Source organism: Leucobacter sp. Psy1 (genome assembly GCF_020096995.1).
Lineage (GTDB): Bacteria > Actinomycetota > Actinomycetes > Actinomycetales > Microbacteriaceae > Leucobacter.
In genome coordinates this window covers 2,336,626-2,357,592 of record NZ_CP083692.1, presented here as the reverse complement: position 1 = coordinate 2,357,592, position 20,967 = coordinate 2,336,626, and the positions used below count along the sequence as shown (strand labels likewise).

18 protein-coding genes and 1 tRNA gene are annotated in these 20,967 nt (G+C 66.7%); 12 read left to right on the top strand and 7 right to left on the bottom strand.

The window, feature by feature from the left end; translation table 11 throughout:
• Positions 1-57 precede the first annotated feature (57 nt).
• From mca to recQ, 3 genes are read left to right on the top strand one after another with little or no spacing between them, the layout of a single operon-like run.
• A complete protein-coding gene (gene mca, locus K8P10_RS11160) occupies positions 58-924 on the top strand; it encodes a mycothiol conjugate amidase Mca (protein ID WP_224778992.1) in 867 nt (288 codons plus the stop codon).
• Positions 921-1,226 carry a hypothetical protein gene (locus K8P10_RS11155; protein WP_224778991.1) on the top strand — a complete coding sequence of 102 codons (306 nt, stop codon included), beginning with the start codon at positions 921-923 and terminating at the stop codon, positions 1,224-1,226. Before mca ends, K8P10_RS11155 begins: the two co-directional genes overlap by 4 nt.
• Positions 1,180-3,069: a DNA helicase RecQ gene (gene recQ, locus K8P10_RS11150; protein ID WP_370632011.1), complete on the top strand. Its 1,890-nt coding sequence runs from the start codon at positions 1,180-1,182 to the stop codon at positions 3,067-3,069. The genes K8P10_RS11155 and recQ overlap by 47 nt, the downstream gene beginning before the upstream one ends.
• 1 nt (position 3,070) lies before the next feature.
• Here recQ and K8P10_RS11145 read toward each other — a convergent pair whose 3' ends face one another.
• On the bottom strand, positions 3,071-4,525 hold the full coding sequence (locus K8P10_RS11145; RefSeq protein WP_224778989.1) for an NAD(P)/FAD-dependent oxidoreductase: 1,455 nt from the start codon (positions 4,523-4,525) through the stop codon (positions 3,071-3,073).
• 37 nt (positions 4,526-4,562) lie between these two features.
• Positions 4,563-5,327, bottom strand: coding sequence for a hemolysin III family protein (locus tag K8P10_RS11140; protein ID WP_224778988.1), 765 nt, complete (start codon positions 5,325-5,327; stop codon positions 4,563-4,565).
• 84 nt (positions 5,328-5,411) lie between these two features.
• Here K8P10_RS11140 and K8P10_RS11135 point away from each other — a divergent pair, with 84 nt between their 5' ends.
• Together K8P10_RS11135 and K8P10_RS11130 are read left to right on the top strand one after the other, a co-directional pair.
• Positions 5,412-6,209 (top strand): isoprenyl transferase, encoded by a 798-nt coding sequence (locus K8P10_RS11135; RefSeq protein ID WP_224778987.1) that lies wholly within the window; start codon positions 5,412-5,414, stop codon positions 6,207-6,209.
• A gap of 37 nt (positions 6,210-6,246) precedes the next feature.
• Positions 6,247-7,584, top strand: a complete 1,338-nt coding sequence (locus tag K8P10_RS11130) for an amidohydrolase (RefSeq protein ID WP_224778986.1) — start codon at positions 6,247-6,249, stop codon at positions 7,582-7,584.
• Here the strand turns inward: K8P10_RS11130 and K8P10_RS11125 are convergent.
• Positions 7,581-8,072 carry an S-ribosylhomocysteine lyase gene (locus K8P10_RS11125; protein ID WP_224778985.1) on the bottom strand — a complete coding sequence of 164 codons (492 nt, stop codon included), beginning with the start codon at positions 8,070-8,072 and terminating at the stop codon, positions 7,581-7,583. The genes K8P10_RS11130 and K8P10_RS11125 overlap by 4 nt on opposite strands.
• A gap of 84 nt (positions 8,073-8,156) precedes the next feature.
• The gene (locus K8P10_RS11120; protein ID WP_224778984.1) at positions 8,157-8,420 is read right to left on the bottom strand and encodes a hypothetical protein; all 264 of its coding nucleotides are present in this window, start codon (positions 8,418-8,420) and stop codon (positions 8,157-8,159) included.
• 279 nt (positions 8,421-8,699) lie between these two features.
• Between K8P10_RS11120 and K8P10_RS11115 the strand changes: the two genes are divergently transcribed.
• The 3 genes from K8P10_RS11115 (at position 8,700) to K8P10_RS11105 (ending at position 9,780) form a co-directional block, all read left to right on the top strand.
• On the top strand, positions 8,700-9,278 hold the full coding sequence (locus K8P10_RS11115) for a purine-nucleoside phosphorylase (protein WP_224778983.1): 579 nt from the start codon (positions 8,700-8,702) through the stop codon (positions 9,276-9,278).
• Positions 9,279-9,380: 102 nt separating this feature from the next.
• On the top strand, positions 9,381-9,614 hold the full coding sequence (locus K8P10_RS11110; protein ID WP_208237762.1) for a hypothetical protein: 234 nt from the start codon (positions 9,381-9,383) through the stop codon (positions 9,612-9,614).
• Between the two features lie 75 nt (positions 9,615-9,689).
• Positions 9,690-9,780: transfer RNA gene (locus K8P10_RS11105), tRNA-Ser, on the top strand.
• Between the two features lie 69 nt (positions 9,781-9,849).
• Here the strand turns inward: K8P10_RS11105 and K8P10_RS11100 are convergent.
• Positions 9,850-11,022, bottom strand: a complete 1,173-nt coding sequence (locus tag K8P10_RS11100) for an ECF transporter S component (RefSeq protein ID WP_224778982.1) — start codon at positions 11,020-11,022, stop codon at positions 9,850-9,852.
• A gap of 185 nt (positions 11,023-11,207) precedes the next feature.
• Here K8P10_RS11100 and K8P10_RS11095 point away from each other — a divergent pair, with 185 nt between their 5' ends.
• Positions 11,208-11,981 (top strand): hypothetical protein, encoded by a 774-nt coding sequence (locus tag K8P10_RS11095; protein WP_224778981.1) that lies wholly within the window; start codon positions 11,208-11,210, stop codon positions 11,979-11,981.
• Positions 11,978-12,226, top strand: coding sequence for a hypothetical protein (locus tag K8P10_RS11090; RefSeq protein WP_224778980.1), 249 nt, complete (start codon positions 11,978-11,980; stop codon positions 12,224-12,226). The genes K8P10_RS11095 and K8P10_RS11090 overlap by 4 nt, the downstream gene beginning before the upstream one ends.
• Positions 12,227-12,281: 55 nt before the next feature.
• Here the strand turns inward: K8P10_RS11090 and K8P10_RS11085 are convergent, their stop codons facing one another.
• The gene (locus K8P10_RS11085; protein ID WP_224778979.1) at positions 12,282-12,830 is read right to left on the bottom strand and encodes a type 1 glutamine amidotransferase domain-containing protein; all 549 of its coding nucleotides are present in this window, start codon (positions 12,828-12,830) and stop codon (positions 12,282-12,284) included.
• Between the two features lie 170 nt (positions 12,831-13,000).
• Here K8P10_RS11085 and K8P10_RS11080 point away from each other — a divergent pair, with 170 nt between their 5' ends.
• The gene (locus K8P10_RS11080) at positions 13,001-14,443 is read left to right on the top strand and encodes a mycothione reductase (protein WP_224778978.1); all 1,443 of its coding nucleotides are present in this window, start codon (positions 13,001-13,003) and stop codon (positions 14,441-14,443) included.
• Here K8P10_RS11080 and K8P10_RS11075 read toward each other — a convergent pair.
• Complete coding sequence (locus K8P10_RS11075; RefSeq protein ID WP_224778977.1) at positions 14,415-16,799, bottom strand: helix-turn-helix transcriptional regulator; 2,385 nt, start codon at positions 16,797-16,799, stop codon at positions 14,415-14,417. The genes K8P10_RS11080 and K8P10_RS11075 overlap by 29 nt on opposite strands.
• Before the next feature lie 590 nt (positions 16,800-17,389).
• Here K8P10_RS11075 and K8P10_RS11070 point away from each other — a divergent pair.
• Entirely contained in the window at positions 17,390-20,950 is a 3,561-nt protein-coding gene (locus K8P10_RS11070) for a choice-of-anchor G family protein (protein WP_224778976.1), read from the top strand.
• The last annotated feature ends 17 nt before the right edge of the window (positions 20,951-20,967 follow it).

Genomic DNA, 20,967 nt, shown 5'->3' with positions numbered 1-20,967 from the left:
TTGAGGGTCGGGAGCCAGCTTATCGCGACCCGCTCTCCTCGAAGTGAAAGGACGCCGATGACGTTCAGGCTGATCGCGGTGCACGCGCACCCGGACGACGAGTCCAGCAAGGGGGCGGCGACGTACGCGCACTACGTCGAGCGCGGCGTCGAAGTGCTGATCGTGAGCTGCACGGGCGGGGAGCGCGGCGACGTGCTCAACGAACTCGTCGCGCGCGATCCGAAGAGCCGGCGAGATCTGGCGGGTCTGCGGCGGGACGAGATGGCGGCAGCGCAGCGGATCATCGGGTTCGACCACCGCTGGCTGGGCTACCAGGATTCGGGACTCCCCGACGAGGGGATCGCGGTGCCGACGGGCTCGTTCGCCGATATCCCGGTACAGGTCTCGGCGGAGGCGCTGGTGCGCATCGTTCGTGAGTTCAAGCCGCACGTCATGATCACCTACAACGAGCAGGGCGGCTACCCGCACCCGGATCACATCCGCTGCCACGAGGTGAGTCGTTTCGCGTGGGAGGTGTCGGGCGATGCGGAGTCGTATCCCGACGCCGGCGCACCGTGGACCATCAAGAAGCTCTACTACGAGGAGATCTTCAACTCGGAGCGGGTGAAGCACATCCGCGACACGCTCCTCGAGACCGATCCGGACTCGCCGATCCGCGCGCAGATGGATGAGATCGCCGAGCGGATGGCGCTCAGGCCGTACAGCGGCACGACGCGCATCGATGTCGGCGAGTACTTCGATCGACGTGACGAAGCGCTGCGCGCGCACTCGAGCCAGGTGCCGCCCGACAGTCCGTTCTTTTTCTGGCCGAACGACCTGCAGCGCCAGGCGTGGCCGTTCGAGGATTACCGGCTTGCGGCGTCGCGTGTGGCGACGACGGAGTTCGAAGCCGACCTGTTCCAGGGAATCGAGGAGGACGAGTGAACGTGCTGTACTCCGCCCCGTTGCTGGCGGTGACGTCGGTGCTGGTGGCGGCCGAGGACACCGAGTTCGATCCGGATCGGGTGACCCCGGGGACCGCCGGTTTCATCGCGACCGGCGTCTTCGCTCTCGCGGTGATCCTGCTGGGTGTGGACCTCGGGAGACGCCTGCGTCGCACGAAGTACCGGGCTGAGATCCGGGAGCAGCTGGAACGCGAGATGGCGGAGAACGCCGAGAACGAAGAACGGGCGGCGGAGGATCACCCCCGCACCAGCACCGAGGATCCGCGCGGGCCGCGCGACTGACATGGCGTCGGCCGATCCGCGCAGGGTGCTCGCCGAGGTCTTCGGCTACGACGATTTCCGCGGTGATCAGGAGGCGGTCGTCCGTCAGGTGATCGGCGGGGGCGACGCGGTCGTGCTCATGCCGACCGGTGGCGGGAAGTCGCTGTGCTACCAGATTCCGGCGATCTGCCGAGAGGGCACCGGGATCGTGCTGTCACCGCTGGTGGCGCTGATGCACGATCAGGTGGCGGCCCTTCGGCTTGCCGGGGTAAGCGCGGCAGCGCTGAACTCGTCGATGGATCCCGCTGAGCGGCAAGACGTGATGCGCGCGTATCGGGCGGGGGAGCTCGATGTGCTCTACCTCGCTCCCGAGCGGCTCAGCGCTCCGGGCACGGTGGAGGTGCTGCAGCAGGGGAAAGTCGCCCTGTTCGCGATCGACGAGGCGCACTGCGTCTCGCAGTGGGGCCACGACTTCCGGCCAGATTACCTGCGGCTCGGCGAACTCGCGGAGCACTGGCCGGATGTGCCCAGGATCGCGCTGACGGCGACGGCGACGCCCGAGACCCATCGGGAGATCACGGAGCGTCTGCGACTCGAGAACGCCGAGCACTTCGTCGCGAGCTTCGATCGGCCGAACATCCGCTACCGGATCGAGCCGAAGGGGCAGGTGCGCAGGCAGCTGCTCGACTTCATTCGCGGGGAGCACCCGGGGGAGGCGGGCATCGTCTACGCGCTCAGTCGCAAGCGGGTGGAGCAGACGGCGGCGGCGCTCGCCGAGGCGGGTGTCGACGCGGTCCCGTACCACGCCGGACTGCCGGCGGAGCAGCGTCTCCGTGCGCAGACCCGATTCCTGCGTGAGGACGGTGTCGTGGTGGTCGCGACGATCGCGTTCGGCATGGGGATCGACAAGCCCGACGTGCGGTTCGTCGCTCACATCGACCTGCCGAAGTCGGTGGAGGGGTATTACCAGGAGACGGGACGCGCCGGGCGCGATGGCCTTCCGTCCGAAGCGTGGCTCGCGTACGGACTCTCCGACGTGGTGCAGCAGCGGCAGCTCATCGACATGTCTGACGGCGACCAGCAGGTGCGCTTGAACCAGCTGCGCCACCTCAATCAAATGCTGGCGCTCTGCGAGGGCGTGGCGTGCCGTCGGGTGTTCCTGCTCGAGTATTTCGGTGAGACGGGTGCTGAGCCCTGCGGCAACTGCGATGTCTGCCTCTCGCCTCCGCGGACGTGGGACGCGACCGTACCGGCGCAGAAGCTCCTCTCGACCGTGCTCCGCACCGCCAAGGAGCGGAACCGGACCTACGCGGCCGGCCAGCACATCGACGTGCTCCGCGGCGTCGGCTCGGAGCGGGTCTCGCAGATGCGGCTGGATGAGCTCTCGACGTGGGGGATCGGCGATGACCTGGCGACCCACGAGTGGCAGGCCGTTGTACGCCACCTGCTCGCCACCGGTGTTCTGGAGTCTCAGGGGGAGTACGGTGTGCTCGCACCGACGCAGGCGGCGAAGCCGGTGCTGCGTGGCGAGGAGCACGTGTTCATGCGCGAGGTGCCTGCGCCGCGTCGTGGCGGACGCAGCGCTGTGCGCGGTGCCTCGGGCGGTGGGAGCAAGCGCTCCGCTGCGGCCGCGGACCTTACTCCAGAGCAGGCGGAGACCTTCGAACGGCTGCGCCAGTGGCGGGCCGCCGAGGCGAAGGAGCAGGGCGTGCCAGGCTACGTGGTGTTCAGCGATGCGACGCTCGCGGCGCTCGCCGCGCACCGCCCCACGCAGCGGGCGTCGCTCACGGCGATCCAGGGGATCGGCGAGGTGAAGCTCGAGCGCTACGGGGACGCCGTGCTCGCTGTCCTCGCGGGAGGCTAGTTCAGGCGTCGATGCCGAGGGCCGGCGCTGGGAGCCCGTACTGGTGCTTGAGCGCGGACCGAGCGGCGTACCAGCCGTTGAGTCCGTGGACTCCTGGACCGGGGGACACAGAGGACGACGAGAGGTAGACGCCTGGCAGCGGCGTGCGCCAGGGGTCGGTGCCGAGCACGGGCCGTGCCAGCAACTGCGGCATCGTGATGGCACCCGCGCTGAAGTCGCCGCCGTGGTAGTTCGGGTTGTACGCTTCGAGCTCGCGCGCCGTCGTCACGTGGGCGTCGACGATGCGGTCGCGGAACCCGGGGGCGTACCGTTCGATCTGGGCGGTCACTCGCTCGCGCATGTCGGTGTCCGACCCCGCGGGCACGTGTGCGTAGCTCCAGATTGCGTGCACGCCCTCCGGGTTCCGGGAGGGGTCGAACTCGTCCGGCTGGGCGAGCAGCACGTACGGCCGTTCGGGGATTCTGCCCCGACTCACCTCGCGCTCGGCGTGGGCCGTTTCGGCGCGCGTCCCGCCGAGGTGGACGGTCGGCGCCAGTGCGACCTCGGGATCGCCCCAGGGGATCGGACCGTCGAGCACGAAGTCGACCTTCGTTGCGCCGTCGCCGTATCGGAAGCGGCGCAGCGCGCGCGCGTATCCGCCGGGCAGGCGCGAGCCGGCGATCTCCGTGAAGACTCGGGCGGAGGTGTTGCAGACGACGGTGTCGAACTCGGAGAGTTCGCTGAGATCGGTGACGCGGTGATCCGTCTCGATGGTGCCACCGTGGTCGACCAGGTCTGCGGCCATGGCATCGGTGATGGCGCGGGATCCGCCGACGGGCACCGGCCAGCCGGTGGTGTGCGCGAGCGCGCCCAGCACGAGCCCCACGGCTGCCGGGGCGAGCCCAGGCAGACTCCCGATGCTGTGGCCCGCGACGCCCGTGATCAGGGCGGGAGCGGCCTCGGCGCGGAAGCGAAGATTCCAGAGCGGAGTGCCCTGCTCGGCGACCCGGAGCCCCATCATGGCTGCTGCTGCGAGATCGCTGGGCCATCGCAGCATGGTGCCGCCGAGCGCGAAGTCGACCACATCGTCGATGCGGTCCGTCAGCGGTCGGAAGAGGTTCGCGTAGGCGCGGCCGTCGGCTCCGAGGCGCTCGGCGGTCCGGTGCAGGTCGCGATACGCGATCGCCGAGTAGCGATCGCTCAGCGGGTTGGCGTACGAGACGTCGGGAACGACGAACTCGGTGCGACGGTCGATCTCGAACGCCCGCATGAACTCGGTAGCGAGCGCCATCGGGTGGATCGCCGAGCAGACGTCGTGGAGCACCCCCGGGCGCACCACCTCGGCCGTGCGGGTCCCACCGCCGATCGTGGTGTGCGACTCGAACACGGTCACGGGGACGCCCGCGCGAGCGAGGGTCACAGCCGCTGCCAGGCCGTTCGGGCCGGAGCCCACGACTGCTGCGCCTCGATCCGTCATATCGTCAGGCTACCGGAGGACCGAGTCGTGCGCTGCGTCAGCGCAGCCGGAAGGGGTCGAGCGCGAGGAGTAGCGCGGCCGTCCAGTGGCAGAGGAACGCGAGCACCGTCAGCGCGTGGAAGATCTCGTGGAAGCCGAAGGTGCCTGGCAGCGGGTTCGGGCGCTTCATGCCGTAGACGACCGACCCGGCGGTGTAGAGCAGGCCGCCGACGATCACGAGGACCATGGCGGCGGGGCTCGCTTGATAGATGTCGCCGAGATACATGACGGCAGCCCACCCGAGAATGACGTAGAGGGGAACGTAGAGCCAGCGCGGCGACCCGATCCAGAACACCCGGAAACCGATTCCGAGCAGCGCACCGGCCCAGACGAGCGCGAGCAGGAGCGTTCCCTGGTCGGCGGGCAGCGCGAGGAGGGCGACGGGGGTGTAGGTTCCCGCGATCAGCAAGAAGATGTTGGCGTGGTCGAGCCGCCGGAACAGCTGCTTGGTCTCTGGCTTCCAGTTGATCCGGTGGTAGAGCGCAGAGATGCCGAAGAGCAGCATGCTCGTGAGCATGAAGACCGCAGACGCCGACTTTGCCAGGGACCCGTGCGCGAGGCTGATGAGGACGATGCCGGCCGCGATCGACACGGGGAAGGTTGCCGCGTGGATCCATCCCCGCCACCGAGGCTTCACCTCCGATGCACCGGCCGAGGCGCGCTCGTGCTCGATCGACTCGTCGAGGAGCGGCACCGACAAGCTGTCGGGTTCGGGGAAGGTGCGGTCGCGCGATTCGGGATCCGGTTCGCGTCGTTCTGCCATGAATCGAGTCTACGCAGCCGCCCTGATCGGTCAGGTATACGGCCGCTCGGCGGTCGCGCGGGTGCGCAGGGGTAGACTCGCGACGTGCAATCCGATCCCGCGAAAGAACTCGAGACGCCCCGTCCCGGGTTGCTCTACCGGCTGTATCAGCGGCGACTGCGCCGCGAGATCGACGGCTCACGCGTGCCGCACCACATCGCCGTGATCGTTGACGGGAACCGACGCTGGGCGAAGCAGCGCCTGCAGGAGCGCGCCGCGTACGGGCACCGGGCAGGCGCGCGGAAGATCCCCGAATTCCTCTCGTGGTGCGAGGAAGCCGGGGTGGAGGTCGTCACCCTCTACCTCCTGTCCGCGGACAACCTGGGCGCCAGGGACCGGCAGGAATTGGAGGATCTTTTCGGGATCATCGCGGAACTCGCGCGCGAGCTCGCTGACAAACCGCAGTGGCGCGTCAAACACGTGGGGGCCTGCGACGGTCTGTCCGAAGAACTTGCCTCAGCGCTCGCCGCAGCCGAGGAGCGCACCGCTGAGCGCCCGGGACTCCACATCAATCTCGCTGTCGGGTACGGGGGCCGGAGCGAGATCGCGGCAGCGGTGCACGGCATCATCGAGGAGCATCAGGAGGCCGGTGGATCCATCGACACCCTAGCCGACCACCTCACCCCCGAGAGCATCGGCGAGCACCTCTGGACCCGGGGGCAGCCCGACCCGGATCTCGTGATCCGCACCTCGGGGGAGCAGCGGCTCAGCGACTTCATGATCTGGCAGTCGGCGCACTCCGAGTTCTACTTCGTCGAAGCGCTCTACCCCGACCTGCGAGAGGTCGACTTCCTGCGGGCGCTCCGCGACTACTCGACCCGTCAGCGCCGCCTCGGCGGGTGACCGCTCGAGCGCTGGTCGTCACGCATAGCATGGGGGAATGACTCACCGACCCCACGCCATCACGCCAGAGGTACTGCGGGCCGACGCGATGCTCACCCCTGACGGGGCGATCGCCGACGCCGAGCTCGAGTTCGATGAGACGGGCACGATCCTGTACGCCGGCCCTGCGCGCTCCACCTCGCGCGTCACGCGCGAGCTCTGCGGTCATGTGCTGATGCCGGGTCTCGTCAACGGCCACACCCACTCGGCGATGACGCTGCAGCGGGGCGTCAGTGACGACGAGGGGTTCATGCCGTGGCTCGCCGCGGTGCAGGCGATCGAGCAGCACCTCACACACGACGATGTCGCCGCCGGTCTCGAACTGGCGCTCCTCGAGATGATCGAGACAGGCACGACGGCATTCGCCGACATGTACGTCTGGGACGAAGCGCTCATCGAACGCGTCCGCGAGGCCGGAATGCGCGCGATGATCGCTCCGGCTTCCTTCACGAGAGAGACGGTGGGCTTCCCGGGGGTCACCGGGGCTACCGGCGAAGAGGTCACGGAGGCGACCGAGCGGCTCGCCGCCCGGTACGCCGATGATCCGCAGATCAGGATCGCCTTCGGCCCGCACGCCCCCTACACCTGCGAGCCGGAGTTCTTGCGGGACATCGCCGAGCGGTCGCTCCGCACGGGTATTCCGGTGCACACGCACGTCTCGGAATCGCTCGCCGAGACCACCGACGTGGAGGCGCGATTCGGCGCGACCCCGGGTGCTCACCTGGATGCGCTCGGAATCGTGAACGACCGTCTGCTGGCCGCGCACTGCGTGCACCTCACCGCGGGTGAGATCACACGGTTCGGTGAGGCGGGCGCGGCAGTGAGCCACAATCCCGTCTCGAATCTGAAGCTCGGCAACGGGGTCGCGCCGTTCCTCGAACTCCGCGAAGCGGGGGCGCGCCTCACGCTCGGCACCGACAGCGTCGCGAGCAACAACTCGCTCGACCTGTTCGAGGAGATCAAGACAGCGACGATCCTCCACCGGGGCGTCAGGCACGACGCTGCGGCTCTGCGCGCCGCTGACGTGCTCCACGTCGCGACCCGAGGGGGAGCGGAGGCCATCGGGTTCCCGGCTTCTGGAGCACTCACGGCCGGGGCGAACGCCGACGTGATCGCGCTCGACGTGACCGGCACGCACGCCACGCCGTTCTCGGGTGCCGCTGCACTGGTCTCGCACCTCGGCTTCGCCGCGCGCGGTACCGACGTGAGGCACGTGTACGTGGGCGGTCGGCACCTGTACGCCGACGGAGAGCACCTCACGCTCGACGCATCGGCGGTTCGCGCGCGTGCGCGCTCTGCAGCTGAACGGGTCAGGCGGGAGGCCGGGTCGCTCTAGGCGATCCGCGAGCGATCAAACGCGTCGAGGCTGATGCCCTGGCGCAGGACTTCGGCAGCCCACTCCTGTGCGGAGAACAGGCTGTGATCGCGGTAGTTGCCGCAGCTCGTCGCGTCGGTGCCAGGCACATCGTCCCAGGTCACGCGGTGCACGAGATCTTCGAGCGACGACTTGATCGCCGCGGCGACCTCGGCCGGCTCCGGCTCACCCCAAGCGATGAGGTGGAACCCGGTGCGGCACCCGAACGGCGAGATGTCGATGAGGCCCTCGAGTCGGGTGCGCAGCAGAGCGGCAATGGTGTGTTCGATGGTGTGCAGGCCGGCCGTCGGGATCTCACCGGCGTTCGGCTGCACGAAACGAATGTCGTAGTTGGAGATCGCGTCTCCGCGCGGGCCGCGCTCCACGCCGATCAGTCGCACATAGGGTGCCAGGACTTTCGTATGGTCGAGCGCGAAGCTCTCGACCTCGGCCAGTTCGATGTCGCCCATGGAGTTCCTTTCATCGCTGCGCGGTGCGTCGGTACCCCACCAGGCTACGCCGCAAGAGGCGGGGGACGCTCAGCTGACGGAGTGTTACGCCGCCAGCGGAAGGTCGGCCTGGCTGAGCAGGACCCGCGCGACCGAGCTGTGGCTTTCGCGCTCGACCTGCACGTCCCAGCCCGTGCGGGAGAGCAGCGTGAGGTCGGCGGACGCAGCACCCAGCTCATCGGTCTCGACGAGGTATGTGGTGCGACCGGGGCCGCGGTAGACGGACCGGTGCTGTGCCCACTCGGGAACGCGGGTGCCGCGTTCGCCGCCGAGGGCGTGGTAAGGGGTGAAGAGTTTCGATGTCATCATGTGATTACTTTCTGTGCGTACGCGGTCATGATCCGTCGTGGGTCATCCGCGGATGTCGGATCCGAGCCGGTGCGAGGGACGCTATGCCTGATGGACCGTGTCGATCGCAGTGATCGCTGGAATGCGGTCCCGGTGGTCGAGGTCACTCGCCGAACTCGGGGTGAAGAGCCGATCGTTCGCTCCGCCGCACCTCCCCGCACTGGGATGGGGCCTGGCGAACCATCGTGGCTCAACGAACCAGTATACACGTTTGTTCGAGAATTGCTAGTGTGGTTCGTTATGGCTACTGACGAACTGCCCCTGCTGGTCTTTGCACACGCCGATGAGGCCGCAGCGTTCGCTGATGTTCCGCACCTCGTGACCGGGGTCGGGAAGATCAATGCGGCGACGGAGCTCACTCGTGCGCTCTGCGCCGCCGAGGATGACTATGCGGAGGTGGTCGTGCTCGGAACGGCCGGCGTCGTCGCCGACGGGCCAGATGCTCCGGAACTGAATCACGTCTACCGCATCTCGGAGGCGGTGCAGCACGACTACTCGCTGCCCTCGCCCCGCCTCGCACTCGACGCGGGGAGTGCGGACGGGGAGCGTACCGCGGTCATCGCGACCGGAGACGTCTTCGTGCAGAACGACGCGCAGCGTGCGCACCTGGCGAGTCTGGGGGCCGCGCTGGTGGACATGGAGACCTATGCGTACGCCGTGGTCTGCGAGCGGCTCGGAGTTCCCCTCCGTGTGTATAAGGTGCCGTCCGACTTCGCCGACAGCTCGACGACCGGCGAGGAGTGGGATGAGATCGCGGAGACGAAGAGCGAGCAGCTTCGTCGATTCTGGGATGAGCGGGTGGGTGAGCCCGGCCGCTGAAGCGGGGGTCGTGGGTGCGGCGAACCTGAAACTTCGCATGAAGTGCCGTGCTGTGGGGCGGAGGAGTGGTCGAACGCGTGCAATTCGGTATATCCTGCACCAATGGCTGAAAACGGATTCGCGACACTGCCGCAGAACGTACAGACGATGGTCATCGCGGGACTCGATCGTGAGATCGCCGACCGCACGAGTCTGATCGAGCGCGAGAAGAGCACGCGCCACCCCGACCAGAACTCGATCGATTGGTGGGAGGGTGACATCGTCGCGTCCCGCAATCTGCGTGACCGATTCCTGCACTTCAGCAGCCTCAGCCCGAACGCGTCGCGCGACCGCTAGCCGACGACGCGCCGACGGGCGCGCGGAAGGCGTCTCGATTCGCATTTCAGATGCGGATCCCCTATTCTCTTTAGCGGTGACGTGTCCGAGCGGCCGAAGGTGCGACACTCGAAATGTCGTGTAGGGTAACCCCCTACCGCGGGTTCAAATCCCGCCGTCACCGCCACAAAACCCCCGATCAGCACTGGAATCCAGTGAGGTTCGGGGGTTTTCTCGTACGCGCGTGAGTGTTGCGTTACTGCGTGCAGCGTCGCGTGTGGTCGGAAGCTGCTGATGCCGGCTTGCGTGCGTCGTGGTCCGGGGCGTGCTCAGCGTCGAGCCGAGCCTGTTCTTGGTGATCAGTTGAGGTGCGGGCCGGACGCCCGAGGCGGCTCAATTGGTCGAGCAGCGGGAACTCCGCTCCGTCCCGCCGCCAGCGTGCGTGCACGAAAAGCAGCAGACTCAGGGCGACGAAGCCCGTGATGAGCTTGTCGGGGAGCGAGGTCATGAGGTTGCCTGCGAATACGGCGACCGTGAGCGGAAGTCCGAGGTTCTGCAGAGTCAGCGCGAGGCCATCCACCGCGTGACCCGTTCCGCTCGCGAAAAGGCTGAGGATGATCGGGACGGCGACCAACGTGCAGACGGTGCCGGCGATGAGGCTCAGGACGAAGTACCTGGTGAACGTCTGCCCCATGGCGAACCTGCGTATGCCGTAGCCCCACACGAGGGCGCCGGCGATGTTCACGAGCGTGAACGGAAGTACCGCGGCGCTGTTCGTGCCGATCGCGATGCCGTGCGTGGCGACCGCCACTGCGACTCCGTACCACGGCCCGAGCGCCACAGCGGCGACGGCGGTGCCGATCATGTCGAGGAACAGCCCGAGCGACAGCTCGGCGACGACCGCATTGCCCGCGATGTTCATCGCAACGCACGCGAGGAGGAGTGCGCCAGCGCCCCAGTGGCCGAGGGGTCGGGTGCGCGCGGGGTCGTGAGGTGCAGGGGCGTGCTCTGACGTCTCCGCGAGCGCACCGAGGGTGCTTTCGGCTGAGCCTTCGGTCTCGTGGTTATCGGAAGCGTGGTGTCCGGTGACCGTCCTCTCCTCCGCGGTAGTCGCGCGGATCGGCAGTGCGCGGCGGGCACTGGTGCACCGGTCGTGCCACTCATCCGCTCTGGCCTCGCTCTCGCCGAGTGCGAGTGCAATCTCCCGGATGAGCTCGGCATCCATGCGCGCACGTCCGTCACGGAAGGCGTTGTACACGGTTGATCGGGGAGGGGTCGCCGCGACATCGGGGACCCCCTGGGAACGTCGATGGACGCTGATCCGGCGGGAGATCTCGGCGAAGCTCGTCTCGCCTCGACGCGCGCGCAGTGCACGCAGGTCCGCAGCGATGTCGTCGAAAGTGACAGGCTCATCTGGTCTGTGGTCCACGCCGCATCTCCTGTCCGCCGATGTTCTATTCATACTATTCGGACAGTCCGTAACGGCATGATTCCGCGGGTAACTGTTCGAGAACTGTATGAAAACCAGTGTCGCTTCGGTCTTGGGTGAACGGTACGGAGTAACGTCAGGCTGAACATCTGACGAGGCATGTCACACCTTTGGGGGAGGGCGGGATGACACGGTTCATCGAATCGGAGGCCGAGCACGCGCACCTCGGCGGCCTCCTCGACCGCATCGAGGCGGGCGTGGTGGCGTACGAAGAATGGGAGATCGACGTTCGGTCCTTCGGTACAGCGGCCGAACTGCAGGAGTCGCTCCGCGAGATCCTGCCGAACGGACCCGCTCCGGTGACGGTCACTCCCGTCAACCTTCCGAGGCTCCGGGGGGCCGCAGCCGGGCCTACTCTCTTCGAGCGTCACCGAGGCCGACGCGCACGCGACGGCCGGGTCGAGGTCGAGCGCCGTTACTTCGGAGGGGTGCCGCGAAGCGCGGGCGACCCGGCTTCGGAGTGGTACGTTTCGGGCGCGGACGCACCCCGCGCGTTCACCATGTCGCTCAGTGCCGACGGTGCCGAGGTGCGCGGGTTCGCAGCCGACCACTGCTTTCACCTCGACGATGTTGATGACCGCGGGCGCGGTGCGGGGGAAGGAAGCGGCGAAGTTTCCTGGTTCGGGATCGGCTTCTCCGGTCTGCCCAGCGTCCTCGTGATCCCGGCGCACCGCTCGCGGCTGCAGGTGCATCTTGATCACGATGGCGCCTACATTGCATTCACTGCGCGCGACGCCGAAGACCGGGGGAGCGAGCTCGCGCGAGAGCAGGCGTACGACGAGCGTTGGGCGCACTGGCTGAACGACGACGTGCTGCTCGGGCAGCGGGAGCTCGACGAGGCTCAGCGTCGCGTGGAGGCCGACCTCGACGCCGTGATGGCGAATCGGGGCGAGCAATGACGAGCGTGATCGACACGGTAAGGACTTCTGCCGGCGCGTCGGATGCGCTGGACTCGATGTGCCACTGGTCCCGCAGCGCGTGCGCGCTCGGCCCCGAGTGGTACATCGTGTGGTCGATCGACGGTGTGCGTGAGGTCGAGCTGTTCTGTCAGCGTCACTACATTCTCACCCTCGACTGGTGGGTGTCAGTGGAACGAGTGTCACGGGTGAGTTCGCTCCATTACGTCGATCGGGGCCGGCTGTAGCCCGGATCTCTCCGAAGTACAGCCGGCCCCGATTCGCCGGACTACGAGCCGACCGTCAGGCGGTCTGCCCGCTGTGCTTGCCCTCTTCGATCTCTTCCACGAGCTTCGCGTTGAATGCCGGAAGGTCGTCCGGGGTGCGACTCGACACGAGCCCTTCATCGCAGATGACCTCGGCGTCGACCCACTTCGCCCCGGCATTCTGCAGGTCGGTCTTCAGGCTCGGGTAGGAGGTGATCTCGCGACCCTGCAGCACATCGGCGTCGGTGAGGATCCAACCGCCGTGGCAGATGACACCCACCGGCTTGTGCTCGGCGAAGATCTGGCGGACGAACGCCACCGCATCCTGGTCGAGCCTGATGTCGTCGGAGTTCACGACGCCGCCTGGCAGCACCAGAGCGTCGTAGTCGCCCGTGCTGGCCTGCGCCGTGGTCTGATCGACGCGCGCTTCGTGACCGTTCTTCCCGGTGATCGTGCCTGACTCGGTGGAGATGAGCTCCGCGACGGCTCCGTGCTCGGTGACGGCTTCCCAGGGACTCGTGAGCTCGGAATCCTCGAATCCGTCCGTGGCGAGGAACGCGACTTTCTTTCCGGTGAGTTGCGACATACGTCTACTCCTTCTCGTTGTGGGCTGCGGTCGTATTCGAGTCAACCGCTCGGCCGCAGCCTGGCGCAACCCGTTGAGCGCTCGGCTGAATTCGGCTACGCCGCGCGTGTGCGAGAGCTGCGCGGGGCCGGTCTGAGGCGACGAGGAGGCGAGCGGAATAACATATGCGTATGACTCAGCTCTCTGCCGATCTCGCGATCATCGGTTCCGGATCAGGTAACTCGCTCATCACCCCGTTCTGGGACGATCGTCGCGTGGTGATGGCTGAGCGGGGCGTCTTCGGGGGGACCTGTTTGAACGTCGGCTGCATCCCGACGAAGATGTTCGTCCGCCCCGCGCTGATCGCCCGCGCTCCCGAGGAGGCGGAGCGGCTGAATGTGACGCAGCATACTGAGTCGGTCGACTGGCCGGCGATGCGCGACCGGATCTTCGGAAGGATCGACCCGATCTCCTCTGGCGGGCGCGACTACCGTCTCGGGCTCGACAACGTCGAACTCATCGAGCAGCGGGTGCGTCTCACGGGCCCTCGGTCATTCGTGGCCGATGACGGGACCCATATGGAGGCGGAACAGCTCGTCATCGCGGCGGGGTCGCGCGCAGTGCTGCCGGACGTGCCCGGAATCGATCTGCCCCAGGTGCACACCTCCGACACCGTCATGCGTCTCGACGACCTCCCGGGGCGGGTACTCGTTGTGGGCGGCGGTTTTATCGCCTGCGAGTTCGCCGGCATCTTCTCGGGGCTCGGGTCGAACGTGGTGCAGATCAACCGCAGTCAGCGGCTCATGCGCACGCTCGACGCCGAGGTGTCCGATGCGTTCACCAAGGAGGCTGCGCAGCAGTGGAGTGTGCAGCTCGGTCGCGTGCTGGCGGGTGTGCGCGAGGGCGATCATGGTCGCGTGCTCGCAGACATCAGCGTCATCGACGGTGAGGGAAACACGGTCGACCGTGAAGCGCTCGAGGTCGATGTCGTGCTCGTCGCGATGGGCAGACGCCCGAACTCCGACCTCGTCGATGCCGCTGCAGCCGGGCTCGATCTGCACGATGACGGCAGAATTGCCGTGGACGAGTTCCAGCGGGTCCTGTCCGGTGGAGAAGCGGTGCCCGGTCTGTTCGCGCTCGGGGACATCTGCTCCGCGGCGCAACTGAAGCACGTCGCGAATCACGAGGCCCGTGTCGTCGCCCACAACCTCGAACACCCGGATGACCTGGTGGCCTCACGGCGAGAGGCGATCCCGCTCGCCGTCTTCACGCACCCGGAGCTCGCAACGGTCGGATTGACCGAGGAAGCCGCGATCGAGGCTCTCGGTGCTGAGCATGTGACCGCGAAGACGCAGCGCTACGGCGACACAGCCTACGGGTGGGCGATGGAGGACGGCAGCAGCATCTTCAAGGTGGTCGCAGACCGCCGCGACGGTCGAGTGCTCGGTGCCCACGTCATGGGTCCGGAGGCATCGAACCTCGTGCAGCCGATCATCGCGGCGATGAGCTTCGGGATCGATGCTCACACGTTCGCGCGTGGCCAGTACTGGATCCACCCGGCCCTCATGGAGGTCGCAGAGAACGCTCTGCTCGGGCTCGACGTGCCTAGCTCGCGAGTCCCGGGTGCAATCTGAGATCCTGACGACTCGCGAGTCCGAGCTTCGCCCGCGCCTGTGAGAGGTGGGACTCCACGGTGCGGATGCTGCAATCGAGGTGCCTGGCGATCTCGAGGTTCGACATTCCCTGTGCGGCGAGGCGAGCTGCTTCGATCTCTCGCGGGGTGAGGCTCGTCGCAGTGGTCTGCGGAAGGTCGTCATCGCAGAGCCAGGGCACGTTGCGAAGCATTTTCAGTCGCAATTCGGCAATCTGCTGGTCGCACCGAGTCACGGCTCCCGAGGCTCGTCGTTTCAAGAGGATCTCGCGGGTTTCGCGGAGCGCGGTCAACGCGGGACCATTGAGGTCGGCTTCGGCGAGCTTCTGCGCGACACGTTGGAGAGCCGCAGGATTCTGCTGAGCGGAGGCGGTGGTGTGCTCGTACATGAACGTGAGAATGCGGAGGTGCTTGTGCTCATCCGGAGCGGTCTCGAGCTGGGGGAGACGCTCTGTCTGGCCGAGGAGATAGGAGAAGAGGTGGCTCGGGTTCCACCGAGCATCTCGCCCGCTGTTGCGCTCGGTCGCCGCTGTCCACCTGCGCTCCTTCGGGGAGCTCCCCGCGTATGACACGGCCTGCTCCAGCATCCGCGTCACCGCTGAAATGCGTTCCCTGAGGCGACGCGGAAGAAACCGCGGGATCCGCTGTCCAAAGCCGCTCCATTCGAGGAGCGAGCGTTCCGCATGACCTGAAGTCAGTGCCGTCGCGGTCGCGAGCAGATGTGTCAACCAGCGACGGTGTTGGTCTGCGCTGGACAGATTCTCCACGAGCGCTCTGAGTTCGCCAGCCCGGGAGCGGTAGTCCTCGGAGAGGAGCAGGGTGATGGCGTAGCTGACCACAGCGGTGTCGATGAGGTCACGTGAGATGAGGGAGTCGGTGAATCCGGCGCGTTCGAGCAGCGTCAGAAAGCGTGCGTAGTCGGCTGGCGCGGGCTGGTGACCGTTCCAGAGGAGTTCGAACTTGAAGAGCGCGGCGGCGATGAGCTGAAGATCCGGGGCGCTATCGTCCTGCGCCACCTGGCGGATGAACGCGAGGTCGTCCGCTATCGATCCGGTCGCATTCCACAGGCGGAAGAGCCGGAGAGCGGTGGCGTCTTCGGCGGACTCATCCGCACCGGAGAGCGCTCGCCGTACCGCACCCAACCCTGATTCCCCCTCGAGGAGCGTGCGGAGGAACAGAGAAGCCAATCGTTCGGGACGCGCTTCACTGTCGTTCTCGTCCGTCGTCGGGGGAAGCTTTGCGAGGCCGTGCTTCGGTCCGCCGATGATGGTCATGGCTCGAGCGCCGAATGCGCCCTCCAGCTGCATCCCCATGCTGGCTGCTCGCATGAGCAGCGCTCGAGCGCTTCCCTCGTGCCCGAACGCGACGAGTTCCTCCGCGGTGCGACGCAGGAGTTCGCGGAGCGCGTCCGACAGGCCGGGCATCCCTGCGAACCTTTCTGGGGCGGCGTATCGCGCGCAGAAGAGCGAGTCCGCAGAACTCAGGGGCATTCCCATGGCCTCCTGGAGAAGGAGATGCTCTGCGGCGTGCTGTCTGGCGTGATCGAGGGCCTCGGGGGTCGCTTGGGCGCGGACGGCTGCAGCAAGAAACGGAGGAACGCTGAGGAGGTGCGTGTGCTCGTCTAAGTCGATCATTCCGCGCGAGAGCATCTCTTGCACGGCGTGAGAGCGGGTGAGATCACCGGCTTGTGTCTGGTCGAGCGGGTCGAGTTCCGAGAGTACGATCGTGGCTGCCGCCACTTCCTCGGTGAGCGGCCCGATGCTGACCGAAGATTCGCGCAGCGAGGTCAAGTGCAGGTCCCGAATGTTGCGGGTATCGATCATGGGCCGCGCATCGTCGATGAGGAGTCCGTGCTCGGCGAGCGTGGTGATGTCGGCCGCCCAACCGGGTCGACCCTGCGCCAGCTGCAGAATCATCCCCATCGTCACCGAGTCGACCATGTGCGCGCTGCGTTCGTGCACCAGACGTTCGATCTCACTGTCCGTCATCGGCTCGAGTCTCACGTGAGCCCAGTTATCCCAATTGTCCAGGAGCGCTGGTTTCTCCTGCATGACTTCCGCAACCGAGGTCTCGAGGCGGTTCGATAGGTGACCGCTCTGCACGGCGGACACGCTGACGCCGCTCTCGGAGAAGCGACTGCTCAGCAGCGAGATCATCTCGGGCGCTGCATATTCGAAGTCGTCGATGAAGAATGCAGCATTGAGTGGCGCCTCCTCGGCCGCGCGGAACGCCTCCCGGCCTCCTCGGCAGCTCAATTTCACAGCGGGTCGCCCCTCAGCGCTCCAACGCTCGGCGAGCGTATTCAGTACATGGGTCTTCCCCATACCGCTGCCGGCCATCAGGACTACATGCTGCCCGTCGGCCAGGTTCTGAAGGATCTCCCTGATCCGCTGCTCTCGAGGAAAAGTTCGTCTGAAGGCCACCCGATCCCCGCTCTCCGCATCGTCGATTCGGGGAACTCGGCGCCACCAACGTCGGTGTCTTGCACCGATTTCCCCCTGAAAGGCAGATTACCTGGGGGTTTCAGTGTTTCTGGACACGATACACAAATGAAAGACGCATATCTCAGGGATTTTGCGATAAGAAATCCGTAATCAGATGTTTTTATCTCAGTAGTCTCCGCACCCACATCAGTGCTGCTCACCGACCTCCTCAGCGTCTCGCAGGTGCTTGGAGAACTCTCCCAGGTTCCTCTTAGGCTCGGCCTCGTCGCGTGTGTCGTATTGCGTGCTGCAGTCGCACAGGGGAAGCGGCGCCCGGTACGCCGGAAAGTACACATTCGTGAAGGGGAGGGGATCCTTTGGGAGACTCAGTAGATACCCGTGCGCGTTTCCGCAGAAAGCGGAAACGAGCGCTCGGGGGAATTACGGCGGGGGCCACGGCCTTCGCCCTTGTCGGCATGGGCGCGTCTGTCGCCCAGGCCGACAGCGTGACCACCGCAGCGGACTCCGCGGGTCACGGTCACGCCCTTTGGCTGGAGGGCCTCAGTCTCGGCCTTATTGGCGGCGCGAGCTCGCTGAGCGAGTATCCGGGCACCGTCACCGACACCCACGGTCTCGATCTCGAGCTTCTTGAGACGGTCAACGTCGATCTCGGTCAGATCGATATTCCGCTCATCGGAGACGGTGAGAACGGTGGACTCCTCGCGCTGGGCGGGCTCGGGGCGATCTCCAGCCACAGCGAGTCGCCAACTGAGACGCACTCCTTCTCGTCCTCCGGCCTCATCAATGAGAACGGCTCGCTGAATCTGAGTCCCGTCGAGGACCCGGCGAGCTTCGAGCCGGCCTCCCTCAACCTCAGCGACCTGCTCCGTCAGGTCCTCTCCGAGGAGGTCGTGAACACGGTTCTGAGCGACGCATCGATCGAGGTCGGCGCCGTTGGCGCTCGCGCTGAGAAGAACGGCGTGACCATCGAGGATGTCGAATCCGAGTACATGCTCTCCGACCTGCAGCTCGACGTACAGAGCCCGCTCGTTGGGGACCTCAGCGGCGTGCTGACCGGAGCGGTGAATGACATCGTCGCTCCCGTCAACGGGCTCGTGGGTGAGGGCGGACTGCTCAACGAGGCGGTCACGCAGGTGAGCGAGGTAGTCGACTCGATCGACCTGACCATTCTGGGGACCGGCGTTCAGCTGGAATCCGATCCCGAAGCCAGCGGCCTCGAGCTTACGGGCGTCGATACCCTTGTCAACGGTGTAGTCGAGGATATTCTGCAGGAGGAGACCTCGAACGCCTCCGGTTCGGTCGTGGTCGACCTGTCGACCGGCCTGATCCACGTGAACCTCGCGGAACTCATCATCGAGGCGCAGGACAACCCGGAGATCACGAACCTCAGCCAGCTCCCTGCGAACACGTCGGTGCTCACCGAGGAAGTCGTGAACGCGCTCACGAACGGTGTGACCGAAGCGTTGGTGGGCAACTCCGAGAACTCCCTCATCAGCAAGGTCCAGACGCTGCTCTCTGAGCGCATTTGGGACGTGGGAGTGAACCTGAACATCAACGCTGGCGGTCAACTCTGTGTGCTCATCGCATGCTCCACACTCGCCGATGCCGAGATCAACATTCAGGGAACCCTCGCGGAGTTCGCTGCGCAGAATGGTGAGTCGCTCGATTCGAGCAACATCTCTACCACGTTGGATCTCTTGGGAATCATCCCGGTGGGCGATCTCATCAACGGTATTTCCAGCCAGATCCTTGCTCCGATCGTGAACAACGTCGCAGGCCCGCTCGTTACGGTGATCACCGACGACGTGCTTGGCAACGTTCAGTCGATCTTGCAGACGACGCTCGAGGCGACGCTCGGCCAGCTGGTCGGTGCGCTGGAACCGCTTCTGGAGCAGACGGTGGCTCTGACGATCAACCAGCAGCCAGTAGCCGCCGGTGGCACAGGCGACTTCGGCGCCGACAGCTTCACGGTGCGCGCGCTTGCCGTCGAACTCCTTCCCGGACTGGCGACGAACGCCGCGACGCTGCAGTTGGGCTCCGCTACCGTGAAGGCTCTTGACGAGCTGCCAGCAACGCTGACCGCAACGCCAAACCCGGTCGAGCAGGGCGGCGTCGTCACCCTGACCGGCACGGGCTTCGAGCCGGGCGAGGACGTCGAGATCACCCTCCCGGACGGGTCGATTACCACGGTCGTCGCGGACGAGGACGGCAACATCGAGACGACGTGGGATGTTCCCGCGGATTATGCTCCGGGCGCCGCGGACTTCGTGGCCACGGGACAGACGAGTGAGCGAACCGCTACCGCTTCGACCGAGGTGGAGGCAGCTGCCGATCCGGACGCTGATGCTGATGCAGACGCGGATCCGGGTGCTGCGGTGAACACGAACGCTTCGGCTTCGGCTGCGGCTTCGGCTGACGCGGACAACAACTCGAACCCCGCGGCCCAGGCTGCGGCAGAGGTTGCTGCTCAGGCTGACGCGACCACGACGGCTTCGGCTACCGCGGATGCGGATGCAACGGCTGCGGCTTCGGCTGCTGCGAACGAGGATGCGTCGACGACGGCTTCGGCCGACGCCGCACCGGATGCGAATGCTGCCGCTCAGGCCGCCTCGCAGGCCAGCGCCGACTCGACCGCTACTGCCGCTGCCAACGCTGAAGCTTCGGCTGCAACGGACGCGACCGCGACCGCGGATTCCTCCTCGGCAGCTCAGGCTGCTTCGGAGGCCGCTGCTGAGGTCGATTCATCGGCCACCGCATCGAGCACGGCTGCTGCTGACGTAGACGCTGACGCTGCTGCCGACCCGGCTGCCGAGACCACCGCAACCGCTGATGCGACTGCGGATCCGGGTGCTGCGGTGAACACGAACGCTTCGGCTTCGGCTGCGGCTTCGGCTGACGCGGACAACAACTCGAACCCCGCGGCTCAGGCTGCGGCAGAGGTTGCTGCTCAGGCTGACGCGACCACGACGGCTTCGGCTACCGCGGATGCGGATGCGACGGCTGCGGCTTCGGCTGCTGCGAACGAGGATGCGTCGACGACGGCTTCGGCCGACGCCGCACCGGATGCGAATGCTGCCGCTCAGGCCGCCTCGCAGGCCAGCGCCGACTCGACCGCTACTGCCGCTGCCAACGCTGAAGCTTCGGCTGCAACGGACGCGACCGCGACCGCGGATTCCTCCTCGGCAGCTCAGGCTGCTTCGGAGGCCGCTGCTGAGGTCGATTCATCGGCCACCGCATCGAGCACCGCGAGTGCGGACGTAAGCGCAGACGCTGCCGCTGACCCGGCTGCCGACGCCACGGCGACGGCAACTGCCGACGCAGATGTGGACGCGGACGCGAACGTCAACGCTTCGGCTTCGGCTTCGGCTTCGGCTGACGCGGACGACAATTCGAACGCTTCGGCACAGGCTGCAGCTCAGGCCGCTGCCGACGAGGACGCGAATACGACCGCTTCGGCTGCTGCCGACGTGGACGCAAACGCTGCCGCGGAGTCCGCTGCGAACGAGGATGCGTCGACCGACGCCTCGGCCGAGTCGAACGCTGCGGCTTCCGCAGCTTCGCAGGCCAGCGCCGATTCGACGGCTGACTCGGCATCGAACGCTGAGGCTTCCGCTGCAGCGACCGCGGATGCGAATGCGGCATCCGAAGCAGCCGCGTCTGCCTCCTCCGAGGCCGCCGCCGAGGCGAACGCTTCGGCTTCGGCGTCGAGCTCGGCATCCGCCGATGTGACCGCGGACGCGACGGCTGCTGCCGCCGCTGCCTCGCAGGCGGACGCAGACGCTTCGGCTGCTGCTTCGGCTGACTCGTCGGCGAACGTCGACGCTGATGCCTCGGCTGCTGCCGGTGCTGCTGCGGACGACAACACGTCGGCCTCGGCGAACGCTGCCGCGGATAAGGCTGCCTCGGGTTCGGCCGCCGCGAAGGGTGACCTGTCGAACACGGGTGCTGCGAACATGGCGCTGATGGGAACGGCTGCTGCACTGCTGCTGCTCCTCGGTGCTGGTGTCGTGGTCCTCCAGCGGTACCGTAGTCGTCAGACGCAGTAACCGCTCCCTGCGCCCGG